This is a genomic window from Phenylobacterium sp. (assembly GCF_044372605.1).
In the GTDB taxonomy this organism is placed as follows: domain Bacteria; phylum Pseudomonadota; class Alphaproteobacteria; order Caulobacterales; family Caulobacteraceae; genus Phenylobacterium.
Map to the genome: position 1 here is coordinate 1 of NZ_JBILRO010000025.1, position 23224 is coordinate 23224.

The 23224-nt window shown below is 64.8% G+C and carries 20 protein-coding genes and 1 tRNA gene; 14 read left to right on the top strand and 7 right to left on the bottom strand.

Annotated elements, in window-relative coordinates; all coding sequences use genetic code 11:
• Positions 1-792 (top strand): FAD-dependent oxidoreductase (locus tag ACIQ42_RS04035; RefSeq protein WP_397420929.1); only part of this gene is annotated, 792 nt, incomplete at its 5' end.
• 64 nt (positions 793-856) lie between these two features.
• Entirely contained in the window at positions 857-1255 is a 399-nt protein-coding gene (locus ACIQ42_RS04040; RefSeq protein WP_397420930.1) for a DUF6491 family protein, read from the top strand.
• A 69-nt stretch (positions 1256-1324) separates the two neighbouring features.
• On the opposite strand, the gene ACIQ42_RS04045 is transcribed toward ACIQ42_RS04040, so the two are convergent.
• Both ACIQ42_RS04045 and ACIQ42_RS04050 read right to left on the bottom strand, forming a co-directional pair.
• The gene (locus ACIQ42_RS04045; protein WP_397420931.1) at positions 1325-4333 is read right to left on the bottom strand and encodes a TonB-dependent receptor domain-containing protein; all 3009 of its coding nucleotides are present in this window, start codon (positions 4331-4333) and stop codon (positions 1325-1327) included.
• A gap of 228 nt (positions 4334-4561) precedes the next feature.
• Positions 4562-7531 (bottom strand): TonB-dependent receptor domain-containing protein, encoded by a 2970-nt coding sequence (locus ACIQ42_RS04050; protein ID WP_397420932.1) that lies wholly within the window; start codon positions 7529-7531, stop codon positions 4562-4564.
• A gap of 462 nt (positions 7532-7993) precedes the next feature.
• On the opposite strand from ACIQ42_RS04050, the gene ACIQ42_RS04055 reads away from it, so the two are divergent.
• From ACIQ42_RS04055 to ACIQ42_RS04065, 3 genes are all read left to right on the top strand, one after another.
• Entirely contained in the window at positions 7994-8176 is a 183-nt protein-coding gene (locus tag ACIQ42_RS04055) for a hypothetical protein (protein ID WP_397420933.1), read from the top strand.
• 121 nt (positions 8177-8297) lie between these two features.
• Complete coding sequence (locus tag ACIQ42_RS04060) at positions 8298-9770, top strand: replicative DNA helicase (RefSeq protein WP_397420934.1); 1473 nt, start codon at positions 8298-8300, stop codon at positions 9768-9770.
• Between the two features lie 115 nt (positions 9771-9885).
• On the top strand, positions 9886-10665 hold the full coding sequence (locus ACIQ42_RS04065; RefSeq protein ID WP_397420935.1) for a DUF2189 domain-containing protein: 780 nt from the start codon (positions 9886-9888) through the stop codon (positions 10663-10665).
• Between the two features lie 53 nt (positions 10666-10718).
• Here ACIQ42_RS04065 and ACIQ42_RS04070 read toward each other — a convergent pair.
• Together ACIQ42_RS04070 and cpdR are read right to left on the bottom strand one after the other, a co-directional pair.
• A tRNA-Val gene (locus ACIQ42_RS04070) sits at positions 10719-10793 on the bottom strand.
• Between the two features lie 54 nt (positions 10794-10847).
• Entirely contained in the window at positions 10848-11204 is a 357-nt protein-coding gene (cpdR, locus tag ACIQ42_RS04075) for a cell cycle two-component system response regulator CpdR (protein WP_397420936.1), read from the bottom strand.
• 52 nt (positions 11205-11256) lie between these two features.
• On the opposite strand from cpdR, the gene ACIQ42_RS04080 reads away from it, so the two are divergent.
• The gene (locus ACIQ42_RS04080; protein WP_397420937.1) at positions 11257-12204 is read left to right on the top strand and encodes an N-formylglutamate amidohydrolase; all 948 of its coding nucleotides are present in this window, start codon (positions 11257-11259) and stop codon (positions 12202-12204) included.
• Positions 12205-12452: 248 nt separating this feature from the next.
• Complete coding sequence (typA, locus tag ACIQ42_RS04085; RefSeq protein WP_397401065.1) at positions 12453-14285, top strand: translational GTPase TypA; 1833 nt, start codon at positions 12453-12455, stop codon at positions 14283-14285.
• Positions 14286-14298: 13 nt separating this feature from the next.
• Here the strand turns inward: typA and ACIQ42_RS04090 are convergent, their stop codons facing one another.
• The gene (locus tag ACIQ42_RS04090; RefSeq protein WP_397420938.1) at positions 14299-15579 is read right to left on the bottom strand and encodes an MFS transporter; all 1281 of its coding nucleotides are present in this window, start codon (positions 15577-15579) and stop codon (positions 14299-14301) included.
• Positions 15580-15635: 56 nt separating this feature from the next.
• Between ACIQ42_RS04090 and ACIQ42_RS04095 the strand changes: the two genes are divergently transcribed.
• On the top strand, positions 15636-16259 hold the full coding sequence (locus ACIQ42_RS04095; RefSeq protein WP_397420939.1) for a glutathione S-transferase family protein: 624 nt from the start codon (positions 15636-15638) through the stop codon (positions 16257-16259).
• A gap of 73 nt (positions 16260-16332) precedes the next feature.
• A complete protein-coding gene (locus ACIQ42_RS04100; protein ID WP_397420940.1) occupies positions 16333-16998 on the top strand; it encodes a hemolysin III family protein in 666 nt (221 codons plus the stop codon).
• Between the two features lie 140 nt (positions 16999-17138).
• Here ACIQ42_RS04100 and ACIQ42_RS04105 read toward each other — a convergent pair whose 3' ends face one another.
• Complete coding sequence (locus ACIQ42_RS04105; RefSeq protein WP_397420941.1) at positions 17139-17591, bottom strand: GNAT family N-acetyltransferase; 453 nt, start codon at positions 17589-17591, stop codon at positions 17139-17141.
• A gap of 52 nt (positions 17592-17643) precedes the next feature.
• Between ACIQ42_RS04105 and ACIQ42_RS04110 the strand changes: the two genes are divergently transcribed.
• Both ACIQ42_RS04110 and ACIQ42_RS04115 read left to right on the top strand, forming a co-directional pair.
• Positions 17644-18816, top strand: a complete 1173-nt coding sequence (locus ACIQ42_RS04110; protein WP_397420942.1) for an aminotransferase — start codon at positions 17644-17646, stop codon at positions 18814-18816.
• Positions 18816-19028: a hypothetical protein gene (locus ACIQ42_RS04115; RefSeq protein WP_397420943.1), complete on the top strand. Its 213-nt coding sequence runs from the start codon at positions 18816-18818 to the stop codon at positions 19026-19028. Before ACIQ42_RS04110 ends, ACIQ42_RS04115 begins: the two co-directional genes overlap by 1 nt.
• A gap of 62 nt (positions 19029-19090) precedes the next feature.
• Here the strand turns inward: ACIQ42_RS04115 and ACIQ42_RS04120 are convergent, their stop codons facing one another.
• The gene (locus ACIQ42_RS04120; protein WP_397420946.1) at positions 19091-19864 is read right to left on the bottom strand and encodes an SDR family oxidoreductase; all 774 of its coding nucleotides are present in this window, start codon (positions 19862-19864) and stop codon (positions 19091-19093) included.
• A gap of 180 nt (positions 19865-20044) precedes the next feature.
• On the opposite strand from ACIQ42_RS04120, the gene ACIQ42_RS04125 reads away from it, so the two are divergent.
• From ACIQ42_RS04125 to ACIQ42_RS04135, 3 genes are all read left to right on the top strand, one after another.
• Positions 20045-21949: a PQQ-binding-like beta-propeller repeat protein gene (locus tag ACIQ42_RS04125; protein WP_397420944.1), complete on the top strand. Its 1905-nt coding sequence runs from the start codon at positions 20045-20047 to the stop codon at positions 21947-21949.
• Between the two features lie 145 nt (positions 21950-22094).
• Positions 22095-22715: an ATP-dependent Clp protease proteolytic subunit gene (locus ACIQ42_RS04130; protein ID WP_397401081.1), complete on the top strand. Its 621-nt coding sequence runs from the start codon at positions 22095-22097 to the stop codon at positions 22713-22715.
• 130 nt (positions 22716-22845) lie between these two features.
• Positions 22846-23224 (top strand): alpha-amylase family glycosyl hydrolase (locus tag ACIQ42_RS04135; RefSeq protein ID WP_397420945.1); only part of this gene is annotated, 379 nt, incomplete at its 3' end.

Genomic DNA, 23224 nt, shown 5'->3' on the forward strand with positions numbered 1-23224 from the left:
CTCGAACGTTACGGCCGTATCTCTCACTCTGATCTGTTTCCGCCGGAGACCATGAACCTCCTGGGCGGTCCTGAAGCCAGCGCTCGGATGGGCGAGGCGGACCTCGGCCCGGCGTTGGACCAGCCCGACGCTATGGTCGTTGATCCAGCGCCTATCCTCACTGACTGGATCGACGAACCCCGACGCGCCAACGTCGCGGCCCTGGAGCCCGACGGCGAGGGGTGGCGATTGCTGGACGGGCAGGGTGTGGAGATTGTTCGGGTAAATGCCGTGATCCTGGCTGCGGCGTTGGGTACGGATAGCCTCGCGCCTGGCTTGCCGCTGTCGGCGGTTCGCGGGCAGGCCAGCTGGACCACAGACGGCGCGGTTGGGTCTGCTGCCGCGTTCGGCGGCTATGTCACCGCGACCCGATCGGGGATCCTGTTCGGGTCAACCCATGATCGTGACGACACGGGCTCTGATCTGCGGCCCGAAGACCACGCCCGAAACCTGGCCACCCTGCGGGCGCGCCTGCCCCGGTTGGCCGAGTCGGTCCAGGAGGCTGACCTTCAGGGGCGCGCGTCGGTACGGGCCGTCAGCCGCGACATGACGCCCATCGCCGGCGAGACCGATCAGGCCGGGGTCTATGTCCTGACAGGATTTGGATCGCGGGGATTCTCATTGGCGCCCCTGCTGGCCGAGCATGTGGCCGCTCTGGCCCTGGGCGCCCCGTCGCCGATCAGCGTCGCGGCCGCCGACCTCGTGACGCCGGGCCGGTTCGCCAGGCGGGCGGCGCGTCGAGGGCGTTCCTGAGACCGGCATTTCGGGGTAAGATCAACGCTCGAGGGACGCGACCGGGACCTGGAAGGAACCCTGCATGATCTGGAAAATCGCCTTGATCGCGGCGGCGGTGGGCACGCTCACCGCCAGCCCCGGGATTGCAAAACCACCTGAGGCGGACAAGCCCGCCAAGCCACGCAGCCAGTGCTTCTGGACCGACCAGGTGAACAACTTCGCCTCGAACGACAACCGGATCGTCAATCTGCGGGTCGGCGTGAGCGAGGTCTATCAGCTGGAGATGTTTGGCCGCTGCCTCGACGTCGACTGGACGAACAATATCGCGGTGGTCTCACGCGGCGGATCCCACATCTGCAGCGGCCTGGACGCCGAGATCATCGCACCCTCGCGGATCGGATCCCAGCGCTGCCCGGTGAAGTCCGTGCGCAAGCTGACCGACGCCGAGATCAAGGCCCTGCCCAAGGGCGCCCGTCCGTAAGCCTGCGAGAGCCAAAGAAAAGGGGGCGCTGTCGCCAGCGCCCCCCGGGTCTCAGGTCGGTAGATCGGATCAGAAGGTCTTTCTGACGCCAACCTTCAGGACGCGGCCCAGCGGGTTACCGTTGGTGACGTCGTAGTTGTAGAAGCTCTGGGCGAAGGGCGGATCCTTGTCGAACAGGTTCTGCACGCTGACCGTAGCCGTTGTTTCCCAGGGCAGATTGACCTGCAGGGTCACGTCGCTTTGCCAGAAGTCCTTCAGCTTGCCGACGCTTTCATAGACGCCGGAGGTGTAGTTATAGCGGCAGTCCGGCGTGGCGCCGGCGCCCGCATCGCCGACGCAGGCCGGAGCCGCGATGGTCGTGCCCTCACGATAGAGCAGCTGGTAGCGCAGGTTCCAGTTTTCACCGGTGACGTTGATGAACGCCGAGGCCCGGGTCTTCGGGAACGAATAGAACTCGCCGGAAAGGTCATGCAGACCAGCCCGATTCAGGGCCGGCGCGATGATGACCGACGTGTCTTCAAGCAGGGTCGTGGCGCCGCGCTTGTACTCCTCGGTCAGGGTTGCCTCGCCGCCGACCGTGACCCTGGTGTCGTAGAGGTCCATGCCGAAGAAGTTTTCGAACTCGTACTGGGCGCGTAGGTCAAAGCCGGAAGTCTTGGTGTTCTGACCGTTGACGATCTTGATCGTGCCCTGAAGCAGGTTGGGCGCGCTGCAGACGCCGCCGATGAACACGAACCGCGCCGCAAAGGCTGGTTTGGCGCAGTTCGTCGCGTTGATGGCGGCGACCAACTGGCCAGCGTCCTCGGTGATCAGTTCCTTCTTGAAATCGAAGGTCCAGTAATCGACCGAGGCGCTGAAGCCGCCGACGTTGAACAGGACGCCGTAGTTGCCGGTGGTGGCGGTCTCGGGCTGAAGGTTGGGGTTGTTCTCGGTCACGACGGCGCGATAGGACCCGCTGATCTGGCGGACGCCCTTGGTGCTGCCGGGGGTCAAGGCTGCCTGACCCGGGGCGCGGAAGGTGGTGCCCCACGATCCACGCACGGCCAGCCAGTCCATGACCTGCCAGCGGCCCGAGATCCGCGGGTTGGTCGTGGAGCCTACTTTGCCGCCGAATTCTTCCTGCCGGAGGGCGGCGCTGACCTCAAGGTTTTCGAGGATAGGCAGCCTGATTTCGGCAAAGGCGGCGGCGACCTTGCGATCTACGTCGTAGTCGTTTTGGGCTCCGAAGAACACGAACGGACCCACCGGGTTGGCGCACTGGCCCTGCTGTCCATCGATGGAGTCGACGCATGGTGTGGCGCTAACGTCACCCAAGCCTTCCCAGTCATCAATGTTGCGGTCGAAGCGATACTGCAGGCCGGCGGCGAAGGCGACGTTGCCGCCGCCCAGGGCAATGCCGGTTTCCTTCGAGACCACCGCGTCCGCGACAAAGAGCTGGTTCGTGCGGACGTTGGTGTACTTCCCGTAGAGCCACTCGACGGCCTTCGGATCATTGGCCACAGAGGCCACGAAGTAGGGGTTGGCAGCGCCGTTGATGGCGCTGGTGCGGATGCCGTTGCTGAAGGGGTTGATGTACTTGCAGTTTCCGACGCCAGGGGTGCCGGTCCGGAAGTTGCAATCGGGTCCGCCCAGTCCGTTGAAGCCGCGTTGAATGCGGTTCACCAGCAGGTCGTTCGTGGTGACGATGCCCTGGTTCTCCATGAACATCAGGTTGGTGTCCCAGGTCAGGCCGTCCAGGAAGCCGCCGTTGAACTTGCCGCTCAGGCCGGCGGAGACCCGGTACTGAGTCTGCTGGATGTCCTGGTAGTCGGCGCCGTCCTTGTTGGTGGGGTGGCCTTCAACCCCGATCAGACGCCAGGAGGTCTGGCTGGTGGTGACGCCTGCCGCCATCGCCGCGCACTGGGCGGCGGAGAGCGGCGCGGCGCAGTTGGTGCGCAGGGCGATCAGGCCGGGGTTGCTGGCTGGAACGAAGAAGCGGGTCTGATTGTTGAAGCCTGGCGCGACAAGCGCCCCGGAGGTGTTGGCGGTCGGGAACTGGGTGGTCAGGTTGGCCGGTGAGATCCGCTGGTTGGGCACATTGTTGCGGTTCCAGGCCACTTCACCGTGGAACTTTACGTCATCCGACAGCTCGAAGTTGACTTCGCCGTACAGTTGGTAGTGCTGCTCCTTGTTCACCACGTCATTGAAATTGCTGAACTGGTAGCGGCAGAGCGGTTGACCGGCGCCATTGCCGGCGACCGGCTTCAACCCGCCCGACAGGATCTGCGACCCCAGCTCGTTACAGCCGTTGTCGCGGAAGAGCGTAGCCCCGGTGGCGGTGCCGTAGGTGCCCGGGCTGGCCGAGCCTGACCAGCCGCCGTAGAAGACCGACTCGAATGGCCGGACCGCATAGTCGCGATCCTGGGCGTCCAGCCGACCCCGCGCGCGGTAGCCAGCTGTCAACAGGACGTTGCCGCGGTCAAACACGTGTCCATAGGCCAGGCTGGCGTCGTAATCGCCACTGGAGTCCTGGATCAGGGCGTAGTTGCCGTTGAACTCAAAGCCGTTCAGGTCCTTGCGGGTCATGAAGTTGACCACCCCGGCGATGGCGTCGGAACCGTAGGTGGCGGCGGCGCCGTCCTTCAGGATCTCGATCCGCCCGATGGCGGCCGTCGGCATGAAGTTCAGGTCCTGGCCGCCGCCCTGGAAGGCGGCTGCGGTGGTGTCGGCCAGACGTCGGCCGTTCATCAGCACCAGGGTGCGCGATGACCCCAGGCCGCGAAGATTGATCGACGCGGTACCGGCCCCGCCGTTGTAGCGGTTGCTTTCACCGAGCGACGACTGGGCAGCGGTAAGGGTCTTGACCAACTGGACCACGCTGGGCGCGCCCTGCTTGGCCAGTTCGGTGACGCCGATCACGTCCACCGGCTGCGCCGCTTTCTCGGACGAACCCGCGATAAACGAACCTGTGACGACGACTTCTTCCACGTCCGTAGGCGTGTTGGCGGCGGCGGATTGGGCCGATGCCGAACTGGCGGCGCCCAATGCGAGTGCTACGGCCAGGAACGAACCGCCACAGAAATAGCTGCGTTTGGTCATGATACCTCCCCTTTATGCTCCCACCGCATCTGATGTGCGGCGTTCCGTATTGTACGGTTAGAGCAATGATCCCCGGCTTTTTACGTTTGCGCCAGTGAATTTTCGCTCACCTGGCAAACCGCAATTTCGAAAGCCGGAGAATGGGGCGGACAATTGACGTAGTCGCCAAAAACAAGAACGCCGCCGGGGTTAGCCGGCGGCGTCCAGGGTTTCAGATTTTCGCCCGCTCTAGAACTTCTTGCGGACGCTCACCTTGAAGGTCCGCCCGTAGGGGTTGCCGATGAAGGGGTCGTAGCTGGGTTCAAGGCGTGCCGCCGACGGGTCACGGTCCAGAATGTTGAACACCGAGGCGGTCACCGTCATGTCACCGGCCAGTTGCAGGCGGTAGGTCAGGTCGAAGGTGTAGAACTCCTCCACTTCCAGACCCAGCGTCGTCAGCTGGCAGTTGATCGCCGTCCCGGCCCGGGCGTTGGCGACGTTACAGTTGGTCGATGATCCGGTCTGGATAGTGGTCGGGCCACGGTTGTCGGTGGCGCCGCCCACATAGGTCATGTCCAGGCGAAGGTTGTGCTGATCGCGCGAGTATTCCGCATAGGAGCCCGCGCGGAGCTTGGACACGGTTCCCGGGAAACGGTCGTAGTTCGCAAAACCCAGCGCGCTGTAGGCCGATGACACAAACACGCCGCCCAGACGGAACTCGCCGATGTCGTACTTCACCAGTCGGCTGAACGAACCGCCCACCGTGACATCGCCGCCCAGCACGTCGTTCAGCTTGTAGTCGATGCTGCCATCGATGCCGGTGACCTTGATCCGCGGACCGTTGACGGTATCCGACTTTACCCGCTGGATGTCGTTGCCGACCGTGACGCCCTGGATACAGGCGTTGTTGTTGGAGAAGGTGATCAGGCCGCGGAGCGCGCTGGCGCAGTTCACGGCCTGGGCTCCATTGCCCACGCCACCAACCGCCGTGGCGACGATCTGTGCCGGAACCGTGACGATCTGGTCTTCTATGTTGAAGTGCCAGTAGTCAGCGATGATCCGAAGGCCGCCGCTCTGGAAGATGGCGCCGACATTGTAGGTGAAGGCCTTTTCCGGTCCGACACTCGGATTGCCAGCAAAGTCGACCGACTTGAAGTTGTTACCCGCCGCCTGGATGCCGGAGAGACCGGTCACGCCAGCCGTCGAACGATTGGCCGGGGTCGGACCACGGAAGGTGGTGCCGACCGAGCCGCGCAGAGCGAAGCTTTCCACGACCTGCCACTTAACCGCGACCTTGGGGTTCACCGTGGAGCCGGTGAGGCCGCCGTAGTCCTCGTAACGGATGGCCGCCTGAGCGTTGATCGTGTCGGTGATCGGCAGGTTGGTCTCGGCGAAGAACGCATAAACCGAGTCTTCAAGCTGCGTCGGCGTGCCCTGCCCCAGGAAGATGTAGGGGCCGGTCGGCAGCGAGCAGTTCGTCGCGCCCGGGACGGGGCACGGCGTGACGCGAACGTCCTGGAAGGGGCTGCGGAGTGAGGACTGGAAGTCCGTTGTACGGTACTGGCCGCCCGCCGCCCAGCCGATGGCGCCGCCCGGAAGCTCGATCGGAAGCTCGCCGTTGAACACCAGATCAACAACGAAGAGATCCTGAATCTGACGGGTCTCAGCGCCGCGTTCGAAGAGGGAGTCAACAAGCGCCGCGCTGTTGGCGTTTGCGGAGACGAAGCCCGGGTTTGTGAGGCCCAGAGCCGGGTTACCCGAATAGCCGTTGGAGAACGGGTTGAAGTACTGGCAGCCGTTGGCACCCGGCGTGGTGCCGGTGCAGTTGGTTCCGCCGAACCCATTCAGCGCCCGCTGCAGCTTGTCGATGAAGATGTCGGGCGTGTACTGACGATTCTGGGTCCTGGAGTAGGTGACGCCCACATCATAGCCGATGCCGGCGAACGGAAGATCGCCGGTCAGAGAGCTGGCGACCCGGAAGATGTCGTAGTTGCGGTAACCCTTCTGGCCGCCGTTGTCGAAGATCGGATTGCCGCCGGAACCCAGCGGGCGGAACAGGGTCATTGAAACGCGGCTGGTCGCCGCGATCTGGGCCGGTGTAAAGCCGGCCTGCTGCAGTGCCGTCACCGCACCCGGGTTGCTGATCGGCGTCGAGAACACGCCCACGCTGCCGGGGCCGTTCGGGCCCTGGATCGGCGGGAAGCCCGGCGAGAAGCGGATCTGCGGGATGTCAGTCTTGGCCCAGTAGGCCTCGACGTGCAGCTTGGTGGTTTCGTTCAGATCAACATTGGCCTGGCCGAAGACGTGATAGCGGTCTTCGCGTTCGATCAGGTTGTCGAAGGGAATGAAGGTGAAGAAGCAGGCCGGTGTCGTGCCCGAGAAGCCGGAGAACCCACCAACGGCGCCGCAGTTGGCGTCGCGGGTCGGGCCGGCGATCGGCGCGCCTGTGGCGCCCAGCGGCAGGAAGGTGCCGGGCTGGCCCAGCACCGAATAGCCGGAGGGGTTCTGGGTGTAGGGGAGATAGGACCAGTCGCGATCCGTCGTCTTGAGTTCCGACCGGCGCTGATATCCGGCCGAGACCAGGATATTGGCGTTGTCGAAATTCTTTCCGTAGACGGCGTTGGCCGTGTAGTCGCCGTTGGAGCCGTCAACGAGGCGATAGTCGCCGCTGACTTCCAGGCCGTCGAAATTGGTGCGGGTGATGAAGTTCACCACGCCGGCGATGGCGTCGGAGCCGTAGGTGGCGGCCGCGCCGTCCTTCAGCACTTCGACCCGACCAACAGCCGAGACGGGCAACAGGTTTGTATCGACGCCGCCGCTGCCGGCGCCTGCCGATGCCGTGACGCGGCGGCCGTTGACCAGAACCAGCGTCCGGAGGCTTCCGAGACCGCGCAGGTTGATGGTGCCGGCGCCGACCTGGCCCTGGGCCGCAGTCGAGAACTGGTTGGAGTCACCCAGAACCGGGCCGCTGATCGGCAGGCTCTTGATGAGATCAAGGGTGCTGGGCGAGCCGCGACGCTGCAGCTCCTCCTGGCCGATCACATCGACCGGAAGGGCGGCGTCTTCGGGGGTGCCCCGGATGAACGAGCCGGTGACGACGACTTCGTCGACTTCGGTCGCGGCCTGGCCGCTGTTCTGGGCCATGGCCTGGCCGGACGCTGCAAGCGTCATCGCGGCGGCAAGCACAGAAGCGCTGCAGAAGAATCTGCTTCGGGTCATATTTGTCCTCCCCTGGCGGCCTCTGGAGCGGGCCGAACCTGGAACCTGCGCAATTATGTCGCGGATGTGAAATGTTCCAGCCTTATTACGCGGCGAAACCGCGAACTTTTGACGTTGATGCGGCTTTGCAACACTTTACTGCGTAAGCGATTGCGTCCTCCGGACGGCTGCGCGGAAGCTTCTGCCTCACTCATCGCCAGCGGGTTGCATTTTCGACGGAAACGCCGAAAATGTCCAAGGCCTTGAAAGCGTCAGCTCTTTCCGGTTGCGCTGCCGAGATGGGCGCCGATGTTTTGCACATCGTGGCCGCCCGGGACTGCGGGTTACTTCGATCTCGTCAGGCTGATCGTGAGTGATGCAGGACCCGCCCATGATCTCCGATGGATCATGCTCGAGAGGCCAGACCTGACGCCGGATCAGCGACTGATTTCCCCTCTGATCGTCGGCTGAGATGTCTTCTGCGTGACCTTTCTGGGTCTGACGCTCCGCGGCCAGTCGGGTTATGGGCCCGATGACATTCGCAACTCGGCGGTCAGACAGGATCAGGGGCGGGCCACGATCCTGCCGATCGTGCTGGCGGCCAATGTCGCCGGTGTCGGCACCGTAGGCCTGGAATTGTCCCTGGCCCAGGGTGAGGTTGGCTGAGCCAAAGCGGTGGCAGGTCTCTTCTGACGGGTGAACCTTATCCACAAGCGGCCAACAGAAGTCTTTGGCCGCAACCAAATGGCCACATGGCGCGGCGTACGCCCTTCGCTAGAACAGTTTTATGACGCTCATTTCGTTCCCGCCCGTCGGCCAGCCCGTGTCGCGCATTCCTGCGGACCTTGAGGTTGAACAGGCCCTGCTGGGCATCCTGCTCTATGATAACGCGGCCCACGAACGGATCAGTGTGCCACTTTCGCCTGATCACCTGCATGAGCCCGTTCACGCGCGACTGTTCGGCGCCATTGAGGACCATATCCGCGCCGGGCAGCTGGCCGACCCGCTGACCATCGCCCAGCGATTCCAGGGTGACGTCGCCTTCGAGGAACTGGGCGGCGTGCGCTATCTCGCCGACCTCGTGGACAAGGCCCCGCCGGCGGCCAATGCCGCGGACTATGCCCGGGTCATCCACGATCTGGCGCTGCGCCGCGAACTCATTCGCCTGTCTGGTGAGATGTCCCTGGCCGCCGTGTCAGACACCGAGATGTCGGCCAAGGACCAGATCGAGGTGGTCGAGCAACAGTTGTTCAGCCTGGCCGAGAGCGGCGCCTCGTCCACCGGGTTCACAACCTTTCCAAACGCCTTGGCCCGCGCGCTTGAAAACACCGCCGAGGCGTTCTCGCGCGACGGCGGTCTGGCGGGGGTTTCCACCGGCCTGCACGATCTGGACAGGATGCTGGGCGGCCTGCACTCCTCGGATCTCCTGATCCTGGCGGGGCGGCCTTCCATGGGAAAGTCGTCGCTGGCGCTCAATATCGCCTTCGATGTCGCGCGTAAGTACGCCTGGGAGCCGCGGCCCGATGGCTCGAAAAAGACCATCAGTGGCGGGGTCGTCGCCTTCTTCCAGTTGGAAATGTCGGCTGATCAGCTGGCCATGCGCCTGTTGGCCGAGGTCTCGGGCATACCGTCCAACCTGATGCGAAAGGGCGAGATCAATCCGTCGGAATACGGGCGCATCCGCGAGGCAGCGCTCGATATCGAGGGGGCGCCGCTCTACATCGACGACACCGGCGGGATATCGATCTCCCAGCTTGCGGCGCGGGCGCGGCGGTTGAAGCGCACCTCCGGCCTCGACCTGATCGTTGTGGACTATCTCCAGCTGGTCACCGGTTCGGCCTCCAAGCGCAATGAAAACCGGGTGCAGGAAGTCAGCGAGATTACCCAGCAGATGAAGTCCCTGGCCAAGGAGCTGCAGGTGCCGGTCCTGGCCTGCGCCCAGCTCTCACGCCAGGTCGAGAGCCGCGAGGACAAGCGTCCCCAGCTGTCGGACCTGCGTGAATCCGGATCCATCGAGCAGGACGCCGACGTCGTGATGTTCGTCTACCGGGAGGCCTACTACAAAGCCCGCCTGGAACCCCGGGAAAACACCCCCGAGCACCTGGCCTGGCAGGACGAAATGGACCAGATCCGCAACCTCTCGGAACTGATCATCGCCAAGCAGCGTCACGGCCCCATCGGCACGGTCAAGCTGCACTTCGATGAAAACCTGACCAAGTTCAGTGATCTGGCGCAGCCCGGTCGTTATGAGCCGAGCTGACGGGTAAGCCCTCCGCCCTGAAAAATATCAAAGCGGACTTTGGTTCCAGGTCGTCCTATTCGCCGGGGTGGGCGCCGGAAGCCCCCCACACGCCAGCGCGTGCCGGAGGAGAACCATGGAACCATCCACCCCGACCCCGATGTCCCTGCCCGGGATTGCCGTTGTCGGCGTGGATGCCCCGCTTCGCTGGCTAGTCGGCGGCTGGGCTGATCTGTGGCGCGCGCCACTGCCCTGCCTGACCTACGGCCTGGCGCTGTCGCTGTTCAGCCTCGGGCTGACGGCATGGGTCTATGTTCATGGCGCGTCACACTGGATCTTCGCCCTGACCTGCGGATTTGTGTTCGTGGCGCCTATCCTTGCAATGGGTCTCTATGAGGCCGGGCGCCGGCTGGAACTGGGCGAGAGACCGAAGTTGCCCGGAATGCTCCTGGTCGGTGCGGCGTTGCGCCAGGATGTCGCCTACCTGGGTCTCGCGTTGCTGCTGATCTTTCTGACCTGGGGCGGCATCGCCCAGATCGTCTATGGGCTCTCGACCAGCCAGATCCACCGCAATCTGCCCGACCTGATCGCCTTCGCCACCGGTACGTTCGAGGGGCGACGCATGGTGTTGGCGGGATCGGTGATCGGCGGGGCCATCGCCTTCTTCGCCTACAGCCTCGTGGTGGTGACGGCCCCCATGCTGCTGGATCGCCGCAATGACGTTTTTCTGGCGGTAGTCACAAGCGTGCGCACCGTGATCACGAACTTCTGGCCGATGGTCGTGTGGGCGGGGATCCTGGCCGCAATGACCCTGTCAACTGCAGCCACCGGATTTCTGGGCCTGACCCTGGTCTTCCCCTGGCTGGGCCTGGCCAGTTGGCGCGCCTATCGCGAACTGGTACCCGACGGCGCATAGTTCGCGACGACGCGAAGGCGCACCCGATCTGTTTTCCCGCGATCAGAAAAGAATGGTGGACGCGACTGGGATCGAACCAGTGACCCCCTCGATGTCAACGAGGTGCTCTCCCGCTGAGCTACGCATCCATCCTTCGGGAAGCGGGGATATATAGACGGGTATCTACCTTAGCAACCCAGGTTTCAGGCGGCGATCATCCGTTCGACCTCGGTGACGATCTCGCGCAGATGGATCGGTTTACTCAGGACCTTGGCGCCGGCAGGGGCCTTGTCACCGGCGGCCAGCGCCACAGCAGCGAATCCGGTGATGAACATGATCCGGAGGCCCGGGTGTTTGGCGGCCGCCTGACGGGCGACCTCGATCCCGTCCAGACCGGGCATCACGATATCGGTCAGCAACAGGTCCCAGGGCTCATCCAGAAACGTCACCGCAGCTTCCCCGTCGGCGCAGGCGATCACCTCGTGGCCGGCGCGCTCAAGAGCACGGGCCAGGAAGCCGCGGAGGGAATCGTCGTCTTCGGCGAGGAGGATGCGTGACATGGGCCGCTGCGTGGTTGAACCTCCATAATAGCGCAAGAAGGGTAAAGGCGCGATGAAGGGTCGTTTGACGCTGGAGGGCGGGCGCCCTTCTATGGCCCTGATGACCGTCCTGGAGCCCCTGCCTGCCGCCGATTCGCCCCACGATGCGGCGGCCTTCGTGGTGCGTCGCGCCGGAAGCGGGGCCCCGCCCACGCCGCTGGTGTTCGCGTCACCGCATTCGGGACGTCATTATCCAGATGATCTGATGTCGGCGGCGGTGCTGGATGCAGTCAGCATCCGCCGATCCGAAGACGCGTTTGTCGATGACCTGATCGCGGAGGCGCCTGCTCATGGGGTCGCGCTGATCACCGCCAATTTCGCCCGGGCTTATGTGGATCTGAATCGGGAGCCGTTCGAGCTGGACGCCTCGATGTTCGCCGATGAAGTGCCAGAGTTTGCGCGCGGCCGCACGGCGCGGGTAGCTGCGGGGCTGGGCACCATCGCCCGGGTGGTTTCCGAGGGTCAGGAGATCTACCACCGCAAATTGATGTATGCCGAGGCCGAGACCCGGATCGCCGGCGCGCACCGCCCCTATCATCAGGCGCTGGCGATGCTGATCGCCGAGGCCCGGGCCGCCCACGGATTCGCTATACTGGTGGACTGGCACTCCATGCCGTCGGCCGCCGCGCGGTCAGGCGCGAGAGACCGGCCCAGCGATATGGTGCTGGGTGACCGTTTCGGCGCCGCCTGCGCCGGCGTCCTGCCCACCCACGTAGAGCGGGGGCTGGCGGATATGGGTTACCGCGTGACGCGCAACACTCCCTACGCCGGCGGCTACACAACCGAACACTACGGCAAGCCGCACCGGGGCGTTCACGCCCTGCAGATCGAGATCAACAGGGCCTTGTATCTGGACGAGGCGACGCTGGAGCCTACGTCGGCCTTTGCCCGGCTGAAGGGCCATGTGGAGGGGCTGACGCGGGCGCTCGCAGCGGCGGACTGGTCCGGGCTTCGAACCTAGAAGGGAGCAGACGACCGCCTGCTTCCACGAGTCGTACCGATACCTGCGTTGAGCGTGTGTGCGGCGCACAATCCAGAGCCGTCAAAGCCCTGTTTGGTGGCGGCCTGACGAAAAGTCGCAAATCTAGCGTGAAAACAGTGTATGGGCTCGCGCCACGTCGCCACGCCCTTATGTGCGCCGCACAACGGGGTGGTGATTGCTGTCACCTTCCCCTACAAGCGCGCCCTTCCGAACGAGACTGCCGAACCATGTCCCTCCGAAATATCGCCATCATCGCCCACGTCGACCACGGCAAGACCACGCTGGTGGACCAGCTCCTGGCCCAGTCAGGCGTCTTCCGAGCCAATGAGGCGACGGTCGAACGCGCCATGGATTCCAACGACCAGGAGCGCGAGCGCGGGATCACCATCCTGGCCAAGTGTACCAGCGTGCTCTGGCACGGCGAGGCCGGAGAGACCCGGATCAACATCATCGACACCCCCGGCCACGCCGACTTCGGCGGCGAGGTGGAGCGCATCCTCGGCATGGTGGATGGTTGCGTCATCCTGGTGGACGCTGAGGAAGGCGTCATGCCCCAGACCAAGTTCGTGCTGGGCAAGGCGCTGAAGATGGGCCTGAAGCCGATCCTGTGCCTGAACAAGGTCGACCGGCCGCACGCCGATCCCGACCGGATCCTGAATGACGCCTTCGACCTGTTCGCGGCCATGGGTGCCACTGACGAGCAGCTCGACTTCCCGCACATCTATGCCTCGGGCAAGAACGGTTGGGCGACCATGGACATGGCCCAGCCCAACGACAATCTGGCTCCGCTATTCGACCTGATCGTGCGCCACGTGCCGGAGCCGAAGGTTGTCGAGAACAAGGACAAGCCGTTCCAGATCCTCTCGGTTCTGATCGAGAACGACCCGTTCCTGGGCCGCCTGCTCACTGGTCGGATCCAGTCCGGCAAGGCGACCCCGGGCATGGCCATCCATGCGCTGTCGCTGGATGGCAAGGAAATCGAGCGCGGTCGGATTACCAAGGTTCTGGCCTTCCGAGGCCTGAAACGCCAGCCCATCGACGACGCAGAGGCTGGCGATATCGTCGCGATTGCGGGCCTCTCCAAGGCAACAGTGGCCGACACCCTCTGTGCGATGGAAGTCACCGAGGCTCTGCCTGCCCAGCCCATCGACCCGCCGACCATCTCCATGACCGTCTCCGTCAACGACAGCCCCCTGGCGGGCCGCGAAGGCGACAAGGTCCAGAGCCGCGTGATCGCTGCGCGTCTGCTGAAAGAGGCCGAATCCAACGTCGCCATCCGCGTTACCGAGACGCCGGACAAGGACGCCTATGAAGTCGCCGGCCGCGGCGAACTGCAGCTGGGCGTGCTGATCGAGAGCATGCGCCGCGAAGGCTTCGAACTGTCCATCAGCCGCCCGCGGGTGGTGTTCCAGAACGATCCCGAGACCGGCGAGCGGCTGGAGCCGATCGAGGATGTCATGATCGACGTCGACGATGAGTTCTCCGGCATCGTCATCGAGAAGCTGTCGGCCCGGAAGGCCGAGCTGAAGGACATGGGCCCTTCCGGCGCGGGCAAGACCCGCATCAGCCTGATGAGCCCGTCGCGCTCGCTGATCGGCTACCAGGGCGAGTTCCTCACGGACACCCGCGGCTCGGGCGTGCTGAACCGCGTGTTCAGCCACTACGAGCCCTACAAGGGCGCCATCGACGCTGGCCGCAAGGGCGTGCTGGTCTCCAACGGCGATGGTGAGACGGCGGCCTTCGCGCTCTGGAACCTGGAAGACCGCGGCTTCATGTTCGTCGGAGCGGGCGAGAAGACCTATCAGGGCATGATCATCGGCGAGAACTCGCGATCGGATGACCTCGACGTCAATCCGATGAAGGCCAAGCAGCTCACCAACGTCCGCGCGTCCGGCAAGGACGAGGCCGTGCGCCTTACCCCGCCGCGCCGCCCGACGCTTGAGCAGGCCATCGCCTATATCGAGGAAGACGAGCTGGTCGAGGTGACGCCCAAGTCCATTCGCCTGCGCAAGCGGGTCCTGAACCCCTCGTTCCGCAAGAAGCGCGTCAAGGAAGAGTAGGGGCGCATTGGGGTCAGTCTTCCATGATCCGGCTCGCCTTGCGCGTGTCGGGCATCAGCACATACACGGCCAGTGACGCCGCGATCACCACAGTGACGTAGGTGAAGAACCAGGTCTCGGCGCCGGCCTGTTTGAATGCCAGCGCCACGTACTCCGCCGTCCCGCCAAACACGGCGTTGGCCAGGGAGTAGGGCAAGGCCACGCCGAGCGCCCTGACCTCGGTGGGAAACAGTTCCGCCTTCACCACCGCGTTCACCGAGGAATAGGCCGAGAGCACCACCAGGGCTGAGGTGACCAGGCCAAACGCCAGCCAGGGGTCACGCGTGGCTGCAAGCGTCGAAAGCATCGGCCAGGTCAGCGCTGCGCCGAGCACGCCGAAAGTCATCAGAATGGCGCGCCGTCCCACCCGGTCGGACAGGGCGCCCATCAACGGATTGATCAGCATGAAGATCGCCAGCCCGGCGGCGACGATCAGGTTCGCCTGGTCCTTGGTGAAGCCCGAGGTGTTGACGAGGAATTTCTGGATGTAGGTGGTGTAGGTGTAATAGGCCAGCGTGCCCCCGGCGGTAAGGCCGATCACCGTCAGCGCCTCTCGCGGGTGACTGCGGATCAGGCCTATCGTCGTGGCTCTGGGGCCTGTACGGGCGTGAAACGACGGCGTCTCGTCCATCCCGCGCCTGAGCCAGAACACCGCCACCGCCAGACCGCCGCCCATGAAGAACGGAACCCGCCAGCCCCAGGCCTGCATCTCCTCCGGCGTCAGCACAGCCGTCAGCACCAGCAGCACGCCCATGGCCATCAGTTGGCCGGCGATCAGGGTCGAATAGAAGACGCCCGACCAGAAGCCGCGATTCTTCCGGCTGGCCATCTCCGACAGATAGGTGGCGCTGACGCCATATTCGCCGCCCATGCTGATCCCCTGCAGGATCCGGGCGAACACCAGGATCGCCGGGGCGGCCACGCCGATTTCGGCCTCACCCGGACAGACCGCAATGAGCAGCGAACCCGCACACATCAGGCTGACCGCCAGCACCATCGCCGTTTTGCGACCGACCCGGTCGCCGTAGAGCCCCATCAGCCAGGCGCCCAGTGGCCGCGCCATGAACCCCACGCCGAACACCGCCGCCGTGCTCAGCAGTTGCGCGGTCCGGTCGCCTTCCGGGAAGAAGACCTTGGAAAAATAGAGGCCGAACGCCGCATAGACGAACCAGTCGAAGCTCTCGACCAGATTGCCCGCCGATCCGGCCAGGATCGAGCGGAGTCGGTTGGCGGGCAGCCCCGCAGTCTGCGTCATCGGTTGTTCGCCGCCCCCGTTCGCGGCTATCGATATCGCGAGAGACGAGGAAAGCCATGCTGAAACTGTTCACCGCCACCGGAACCATCGGTCTGGCCTGTGAGATCGCGCTTGAGGAGGCCGGTGCGGCCTGCGAGGTCGTCCGGATGAACTTTGCCGACAACGCCCAGCGCCAGCCGGACTACCTGGCGATCAACCCCAAGTCCCGCGTGCCCGCCCTGGTCTGCGATCAAGGTGTGATCACCGAAGCGCCTGCGATCCTCGGCTATGTGGCCCAGGCGTTCCCTGGCGCAGGCCTCGCACCGCTGGAAGACGCCTTCGCCATGGCCCAGGTGCAGGCGTTCAACAGCTATCTATGCTCCTGGGTCCATCCCGCTGCCGCGCACCGTCACCGTGGCTATCGCTGGGCCGACACCCCCGCCGCCCTGGCCGATATGCGCGAAAAGGCGCCGAAGGTGTTCGCCGAGGCGATGGGCCTGATCGAGGCGGAATACGTGCGCGGCCCCTGGGTGATGGGCCAGCGCTACACGATCTGCGACCCCTACCTCTACGTGATCTCAAGCTGGCTGCCGCGCGACGGGATCGACATGGCGCAGTTCCCGAAGGTGGCCGACCACTTCGCGCGAATGGGCGAACGCGCAGCGGTGAAGACGGTATTGGGACGCGTTGCTGCGGGGTGACGGGACCATCTGCTGGTGTGGGCACAGCCTTGGGAATGACATCTGTTCGGCGTATGAGACGGTCATGACCTCTATGACGCCCCCCGCTAAGCCGCCGCGCCACTATCCCACGCCAGCGGCCAAATGCGCCGACCTGGTGGTGCACATCGTGGGGCTGACACTGGCGCTGGTGGGCGGGATCGTGCTGCTGGTGCTGGCAGTCCGCGACGGGTCGATCAGCCAGGTGGTGGGCGTATCCATCTATGCCGCCGGCGTGGTCGCCATGCTGGCCTTCTCGACGGCCTACAATTTCGCAAAGCCACAGTATCGACCCACCCTGCGGCGGCTGGACCACGCGGGCATCTTCCTGATGATCGCGGCTTCATACACGCCCTTCACCACCCAGGCTCTGACCGGGCGGTGGGCTTGGGGCATGACCATCGCTGTCTGGTCGATCGCCGGGCTGGGTGCGCTGGGAAAGTTGTTCCTGCCGCACATCGGTCGCAAGCTGTGGGTGGCGGTTTATGTGGCGCTGGGCTGGCTGGTGGTGGTGGCGCTCAAGCCGATGATCGATGCCCTTGCCTGGTACGCCCTGCTGCTGCTGGTGGCCGGCGGCCTGCTCTATTCCACGGGCGTGATCTTTTATGTGAACAAGCAACTGAAGTTTGCCCGCGCCATCTGGCACGGCCATGTCGTGGCTGCCGCGGCGACTCACTGGACCGCTGTGCTGGTGGGCGTGGTGCTGACCACCCATAGCTGAGTTCAGCTGCCCCGTTTTGCTTTGGGGGTAGGATTACGATGCTGACCGATCAGGGGATCGCGGAACAGGGCCGCCACGACGATCTGATCGCTGCTGGCGGGGTCTATGCCGGGCTCTACAGCGTGCAGGCCAGTCTGTAGTCAGTAGGGCCTTTCCATGAAGACGTCGGCCCGAACGTAGGGTGTCTCTGTCGGCGGTAGGTCTCGAAAACCCATGGCGCGGTAGAGCGCCAGCGCCGGGGCAAGGTGCGAGCTGGTTTCAAGGTAGAGCCGGGTCGCGCCCGCTTCGGCGCCGGCGTCGATACAGCGCTGCATCAGACGACGACCCAGTCCCGAGCCCCGCAGGGTCTCGGCGACCGTCATCTTGGCGACCTCGAACCCGCCGTCTGCCATCTTCATCAGCGCCACGCAGCCGACCGGTGCGCCATCCAGCATCGCCATGAATATCCGACCGCCTTTGTCGATGATGTTCAGCTGGGGTTGACCCAGGACCTCGCGATCCTTCGCCTCGAGCGCGAAATACGTTTCGATCCATGCCTCGTTCAGCGTCCGGAACGCCTCCGCATGGGCCGGCTCGAATTCGACGATGTCCATGGCGCGTCCCCAAGGGTAGTCAACGGCCCAGTCCAAAGCCAAAGTCGCCGCCATGGTCAATTCGATTTACGCCGCCCTGCCCACCACGGTCTTCGCCGAGATGTCGGGGCTGGCCGCCCAGCTGGGCGCCATCAACCTGGGCCAGGGGTTCCCGGACGATCCCGGCCCGGAAGCTGTGCGCGCCAAGGCCGCTGACGCGGTGCTCAACGGCCATAACCAGTATCCGCCGATGACGGGCCTGCCGGAACTGCGCCAGGCGGTGGCGGCGCACTATAACGCTACGCAGCGGCTGGATCTCGACTGGGTCGGCGAAGTCACCATCACCTCCGGCGCCACCGAAGCCCTGGCGGTGAGCTTCCTGGGCCTGATCGAGCCGGGGGACGAGGTGATCGTCTTCCAGCCGTTCTACGACAGCTACCTGCCGGTGATCCGGCGCGCCGGCGGCGTGCCAAAGCTGGTGACCCTGCAGCCGCCCCACTGGCGGTTCGATCGGGCGATGCTGGAGGCCGCCTTCAGCCCGCGCACCCGGCTGGTGGTGCTCAACAATCCCATGAACCCCACCGGCGTCGTCCTGCCCGATGAGGACCTGGCGTTGCTGGCCGAGTTCTGCGTGGCCCACGATGCCGTCGTGGTCTGCGACGAGGTCTGGGAGAAGGTCGTGTTTTCGGGCGCTCGCCATCGTCCCCTGATGAGCTATCCCGGCATGCGCGAGCGGACGGTGAAAATCGGCTCGGCGGGCAAGATGTTCGGCCTGACCGGCTGGAAGGTGGGCTACCTCTGCGCCGCGCCGGCTCTGACCCACGCCCTGACCCGCGCCCATCAGTTCCTGACCTTCACCACGCCGCCCAACCTGCAGACCGCCGTGGCCTGGGGGCTGGAGAACGCCCACGACTGGTTTCGAGAGATGCCGGCGGGCCTGGAACGATCCCGCGACCGGATGGCCGAGGGGCTGCGGCGTGAGGGATTTTCGGTGCTGCCCGCTGACGGCACCTATTTCCTCTGCCTGGATCTGACGACCTCGGGAATCGAAGAGGGCGACCGCGATTTCTGCCTGCGCGCGGTCAAGGAGGCCGGCGTCGCCGCGATCCCGGTCTCGGCCTTCTATGAGACGGAGCCGGTGACGAGCATCGTGCGGCTGTGTTTCTCCAAGGCGGACGACACGCTTGACGAGGGCGTCCGTCGGCTGGCGCGGGCGCGAGACCTTTCCCGCGCGGCCACGGCCTGATGCCTGAATACCGCATCTACAGGACCGACAGCGTGCCGGAACCGCTCATGGTCGGCTCGGCGATCTTCGCTACGGATCAGGCCGCCCTGGCCGACACGGCGCGTTCCAGGCCGGACGGATGGGTCGTGGAGGTGTTCCGGCCTGCCCAGGACGTTTTCGTCGGACGGATCGAGGCGGACGGTCGCGTCACGACCGAGCTTGATCCGGCGTAATCCGCGTGGGGCGGCCTGGCACCTTACCACCCGCCGCTATGCGGGGGAGGTAAGGTCGGTGGTCAGCAGGTCGAGCCGCCATCCACCACGATGGTCTGCCCTGTCGTCCACGCCCCGGCGCGTGAAGCCAGGTAAAGCGCCGCGCCAGCCAGATCGTCCGGTTCGCCCAGACGGCGCAGCGGCGTGCCCGAACTGGCGCGCTCCTCGCCGGCCGGCGTGTCCCACAGCGCCTTGGCGAAGTCGGTCTTCACCAGACCGGGAGCCACGCAGTTGATGCGGATGTTGTAGGGTCCCAGCTCCTTGGCGAGGTTGCGGGCCAGTTGCATGTCGGCAGCCTTCGAGATGGCGTAGGCGCCGATCACCTCGGTGCCACGCAGGCCGCCGATGGACGAGATCACGATGATGGCGCCGTCCATCCGGGCTTTCATCTCGGGCGCCACCATCTGGATCATCCAGTTGTTGGCGATGATGTTGTTGCTGAGAATCTTGCTGAAGGCTTCGTCGCTGATTTCCAGCTGGCTGCCGTAATAGGGGTTGGAGGCGGCGTTGCAGACCAGGATGTCGATCTTGCCGAAGGCCTTGCGGGTCTCGTCCATCAACCGCTGAAGGTCTTCCTTCGAGGAGATGTTGGCCGGCACGGCGATGGCGTGGCCAGGGCTCTTGGCATTGATGCCGGCGGCGACCTCATCGCAGGGGCCGGGCTTGCGCGACGAGATCACCACCTTGGCGCCTTGTTCGGCCATGCGCTCGGCGATGGCGCGGCCGATGCCGCGGGAGGACCCGGTGATCACAGCGACCTTGCCGGTCAGGTCGAACAGCCCGCCTGCGCCGACCATGGGGGCTTCCAGTACCTGGCTCACAGCATCTCTCCCGAACACTTGTTTGACGTTGAGGGCCATTTGCGATGGCGCCCGGCCTGCGGTCAAGCGTCCCAAGGTGGACGCGGGCGCAGGATGCCGTATCTTCGAAAACGAATGGGGACCGGTGAAGTCTTCGGTCTGAATCGGGGGAAGCAAATGAGAGTTCTGGGAAGCCTGGCGGCAGCGTTCGCCGTGGCTCTGACCTGGGTCGGATCTGCGGCGGCGCAGGACGACACGGCCCGGCAGTTGCCGCATCCCGGCCAGGCGGTCTATCGCGCCAACTGCGCGGCTTGCCACGACAATCCCGAACAGACGCGCTCGCCGGCAAAGTCGACGCTCGGGTCCATGAGCTATCAGGTGCTCAGCTTCGCCCTGACCAAGGGCAAGATGCAGGCGCAGGCCGCCGCCCTGTCCGAGGCGGATCGTGGAAACCTGATCAACTATCTCACGGGTCGTTCCACCGCGACTCTGGACGCATGGAGCAAGCCCATGATGTGCGGGGCTTCGCGCATACCCGTTGATCTGAAGCCGACGCCCAGCATCTCCACCTTCGGCTTTGATGCGCGCAACACGCGCACGCTGACCGCCCGGCAGGCGGGTCTGACCACCGCGCAGTTGTCAAAGCTGGACCTAGCCTGGGCGATCGCCTTTCCTGACGCCACCATGATCCGGGCCCAGCCGGCGGTCGTGGGGAACACCCTGTTCCTGCCGGTGGCCGAAGCGTCGGCCATGTACGCCTTTGACGTAAGCGACCGGACGAAGCCCTGCATCAAATGGATCTACAATTCGCCCGGCGGCGCGCCGCTTCGCTCCAGCCCGGGCTTTGGCGTGATTGCTGATGGGCGATCAGTTCTCGCCTTCTCGGGGCTGGATTCCACAGTTCATGTTGTGGACGCGGCCACCGGCAAGGCGATCTGGACGAAGAATGTCGCAGCCTATTCCTACTCCCTGACCACCGGCACGCCGCGCGTCCTGAAAGACCGGATCATCGTGCCGGTCAGCCAGTTCGAGATCATGCAGGCGGCCGACAACGCCGTGACCTGCTGCACCAACCACGGCTTCGTCCTTTCGCTGGACCCGAAGACCGGCGACCAGCAGTGGCGCTATGACACCATGCCGGACGCCCAGCCGATCCGGGATCGCGGTGATGGCAAGATGCTGTACGGTCCGTCCGGCGCGCCGATCTGGAACTCGCCGGTGGTGGACGAGGCGCGCGGGCTGGTGTTCTTCGGAACCGGCGAGGCCAATTCGCCGCCTGCACACCACAACACCAATGCCCTGATCGCCATCCGCCTGTCGGACGGCAAGGAGGTGTGGAGCCACCAGGCCACCGCCAACGACATCTTCAATGCCGGCTGCGGTCCAAAGCCGCGCCCCAACCAGTTCAACTGTGTCAGCGACACAGTCTATCGAGACGTGGATTTCGGCGCCTCGCTGATCCGGGGCAAGCTGAAGGACGGTCGCGAGATGGTCTTCGCCGGCCAGAAATCCGGCACGGTCTGGGCCATGCATCCGGACACCGGCAAGGTGATCTGGCGTCGCGATATCGGCACCGGCGCGCCCAACGGCGGGATTCACTGGGGCATCGCCTACAAGGACGACACGGTGTTTGTGCCGGTCGCCCAGATCGGTCGGCCGTTGCCGGGCGGTGAGCCCATTGATCCCGGCCTTCAGCGCGGCATGTACGCCGTCGACGCCCGTACCGGCGCAATCAAATGGCACTATACGGTCATGCCGGACTGCGCCAACGGCCGGGATAAGAAGGCGCCGCGCTGCGATCGGAACTATGGGTTCTCCGGCGCGCCCACAATCGTCGACGGCGCGATTATACAGGGCAGTCTGGATGGCCGGTTGTTCGCGCTGGACCTGAAGACCGGCCGCGAGATCTGGACCTTTGACACGCTTCGCGACTACGCCACCCTGAACGGCGTACCAGGAAAGGGCGGATCCATCGATGCGGCGTCCATCGTGGCGGTGAACGGGTTGCTGTTGTCGGGATCCGGCTACGGAATGTTCGGACAGGCGCCGGGCAATGTGCTGCTGGCGTTCAAGCCGAAGTAACGCGAAGGGCCTAAATCGTCAGGTAGCGCCCGGGGCGGCCATGGTTTTTGCGCAGCCCGCTTGCCGGACGGCGTCGGGATCAATAACTCCAAGGGTACGAAACATGGCCGTAGCGAGTCTGCGGCGACAGGATCAAGGCGACCCCATGCTGAAATGGACTTCCTACCTCGACGACGAAGATGGCGACGAGGACGAAAAGGGCGGTCGCCCCGACATGCCGATGACCGCAGGTCCTGTCCAGAACGCCCTGTTCAAGTCGCGCACGGTTCTGATCTTCGGCGAAATCAACATGCGCCTGGCCGAGCGGGTCACCGCCCAGATCACAGCCTTCGCCGGCGAAAGCGACAAGCCGATCCGTGTGATCATCAATTCGCCGGGCGGCCACGTGGAAAGCGGCGACACGATCCACGACATGATCCGCTTCTGCGGCGCACCGGTGAAGGTCATCGGCACCGGCTGGGTCGCCTCGGCCGGCGCGCACATCTTCCTCGGCGCGCGCAAGGAAAACCGCCTCTGCCTGCCCAACACCCGGTTCCTTCTGCACCAACCCGCCGGCGGCGTGCGCGGTCAGGCTTCGGATATCGAGATCGAGGCCGAGGAGATCATCAAGATGCAAGAACGGGTCAATCGCATGATCGCGCTTGAGACCGGCCAGACCTACGAAAAGGTCGTCAAGGATACGCTCCGTAACTTCTGGATGAGCGCCGACGAGGCCGTGGCCTATGGCCTGGTTTCCAAGGTGATCACGGACGCATCCGAGGTCTGAGGCGATAGTTCCTCCCCCTGCGGGGGGGGGGGTGGATCGGCGCGCCGCGCCGGGACGGAGGGGGTCAGCCCCGGCGGACGGGAAGCCCCCTCACCCGCTTCGCGGGAGCTCCCCCAGCGGGGGAGCAACCATGAGCGCCACATCCTCATTCCAACCCTGGTGGAAGGGCGCGATCCTCTATCACGTCTATGTCCGCAGCTTCTTCGACAGCAACGGTGATGGCCACGGCGACCTGCCCGGCGTCATGGCCAAGTTGGACTACATCAAAAGCCTCGGCGTCGATGGCCTGTGGCTCTCGCCGGTCCATCCCTCGCCCAACCGCGACTGGGGCTATGATACGGCCGACTACGAAGGCGTTCAGGCCGACTACGGCACGCTGGAAGACTTTCAACAGCTGCTCGACGCCGCCCATGGCATCGGGCTGAAGGTGGTGCTGGACGAGGTGCTGAGCCACACCTCCGACGTCCACCCCTGGTTTGTGGAAAGCCTGACCGGAGGCAGGGATGGTC

Coding starts and splice junctions, on each gene's coding strand:
- ACIQ42_RS04115 (WP_397420943.1), top strand. CDS start 18,816: ATGCCTGAATACCGCATCTACAGGACCGACAGCGTGCCGGAACCGCTC.
- typA (WP_397401065.1), top strand. CDS start 12,453: ATGTCCCTCCGAAATATCGCCATCATCGCCCACGTCGACCACGGCAAG.
- ACIQ42_RS04065 (WP_397420935.1), top strand. CDS start 9,886: ATGGAACCATCCACCCCGACCCCGATGTCCCTGCCCGGGATTGCCGTT.
- ACIQ42_RS04110 (WP_397420942.1), top strand. CDS start 17,644: ATGGTCAATTCGATTTACGCCGCCCTGCCCACCACGGTCTTCGCCGAG.
- ACIQ42_RS04040 (WP_397420930.1), top strand. CDS start 857: ATGATCTGGAAAATCGCCTTGATCGCGGCGGCGGTGGGCACGCTCACC.
- ACIQ42_RS04050 (WP_397420932.1), bottom strand. CDS start 7,531: ATGACCCGAAGCAGATTCTTCTGCAGCGCTTCTGTGCTTGCCGCCGCG.
- ACIQ42_RS04045 (WP_397420931.1), bottom strand. CDS start 4,333: ATGACCAAACGCAGCTATTTCTGTGGCGGTTCGTTCCTGGCCGTAGCA.
- ACIQ42_RS04080 (WP_397420937.1), top strand. CDS start 11,257: ATGAAGGGTCGTTTGACGCTGGAGGGCGGGCGCCCTTCTATGGCCCTG.
- ACIQ42_RS04120 (WP_397420946.1), bottom strand. CDS start 19,864: ATGGTCGGCGCAGGCGGGCTGTTCGACCTGACCGGCAAGGTCGCTGTG.
- cpdR (WP_397420936.1), bottom strand. CDS start 11,204: ATGTCACGCATCCTCCTCGCCGAAGACGACGATTCCCTCCGCGGCTTC.
- ACIQ42_RS04090 (WP_397420938.1), bottom strand. CDS start 15,579: ATGACGCAGACTGCGGGGCTGCCCGCCAACCGACTCCGCTCGATCCTG.
- ACIQ42_RS04060 (WP_397420934.1), top strand. CDS start 8,298: ATGACGCTCATTTCGTTCCCGCCCGTCGGCCAGCCCGTGTCGCGCATT.
- ACIQ42_RS04125 (WP_397420944.1), top strand. CDS start 20,045: ATGAGAGTTCTGGGAAGCCTGGCGGCAGCGTTCGCCGTGGCTCTGACC.
- ACIQ42_RS04105 (WP_397420941.1), bottom strand. CDS start 17,591: ATGGACATCGTCGAATTCGAGCCGGCCCATGCGGAGGCGTTCCGGACG.
- ACIQ42_RS04100 (WP_397420940.1), top strand. CDS start 16,333: ATGACGCCCCCCGCTAAGCCGCCGCGCCACTATCCCACGCCAGCGGCC.
- ACIQ42_RS04095 (WP_397420939.1), top strand. CDS start 15,636: ATGCTGAAACTGTTCACCGCCACCGGAACCATCGGTCTGGCCTGTGAG.
- ACIQ42_RS04130 (WP_397401081.1), top strand. CDS start 22,095: ATGCTGAAATGGACTTCCTACCTCGACGACGAAGATGGCGACGAGGAC.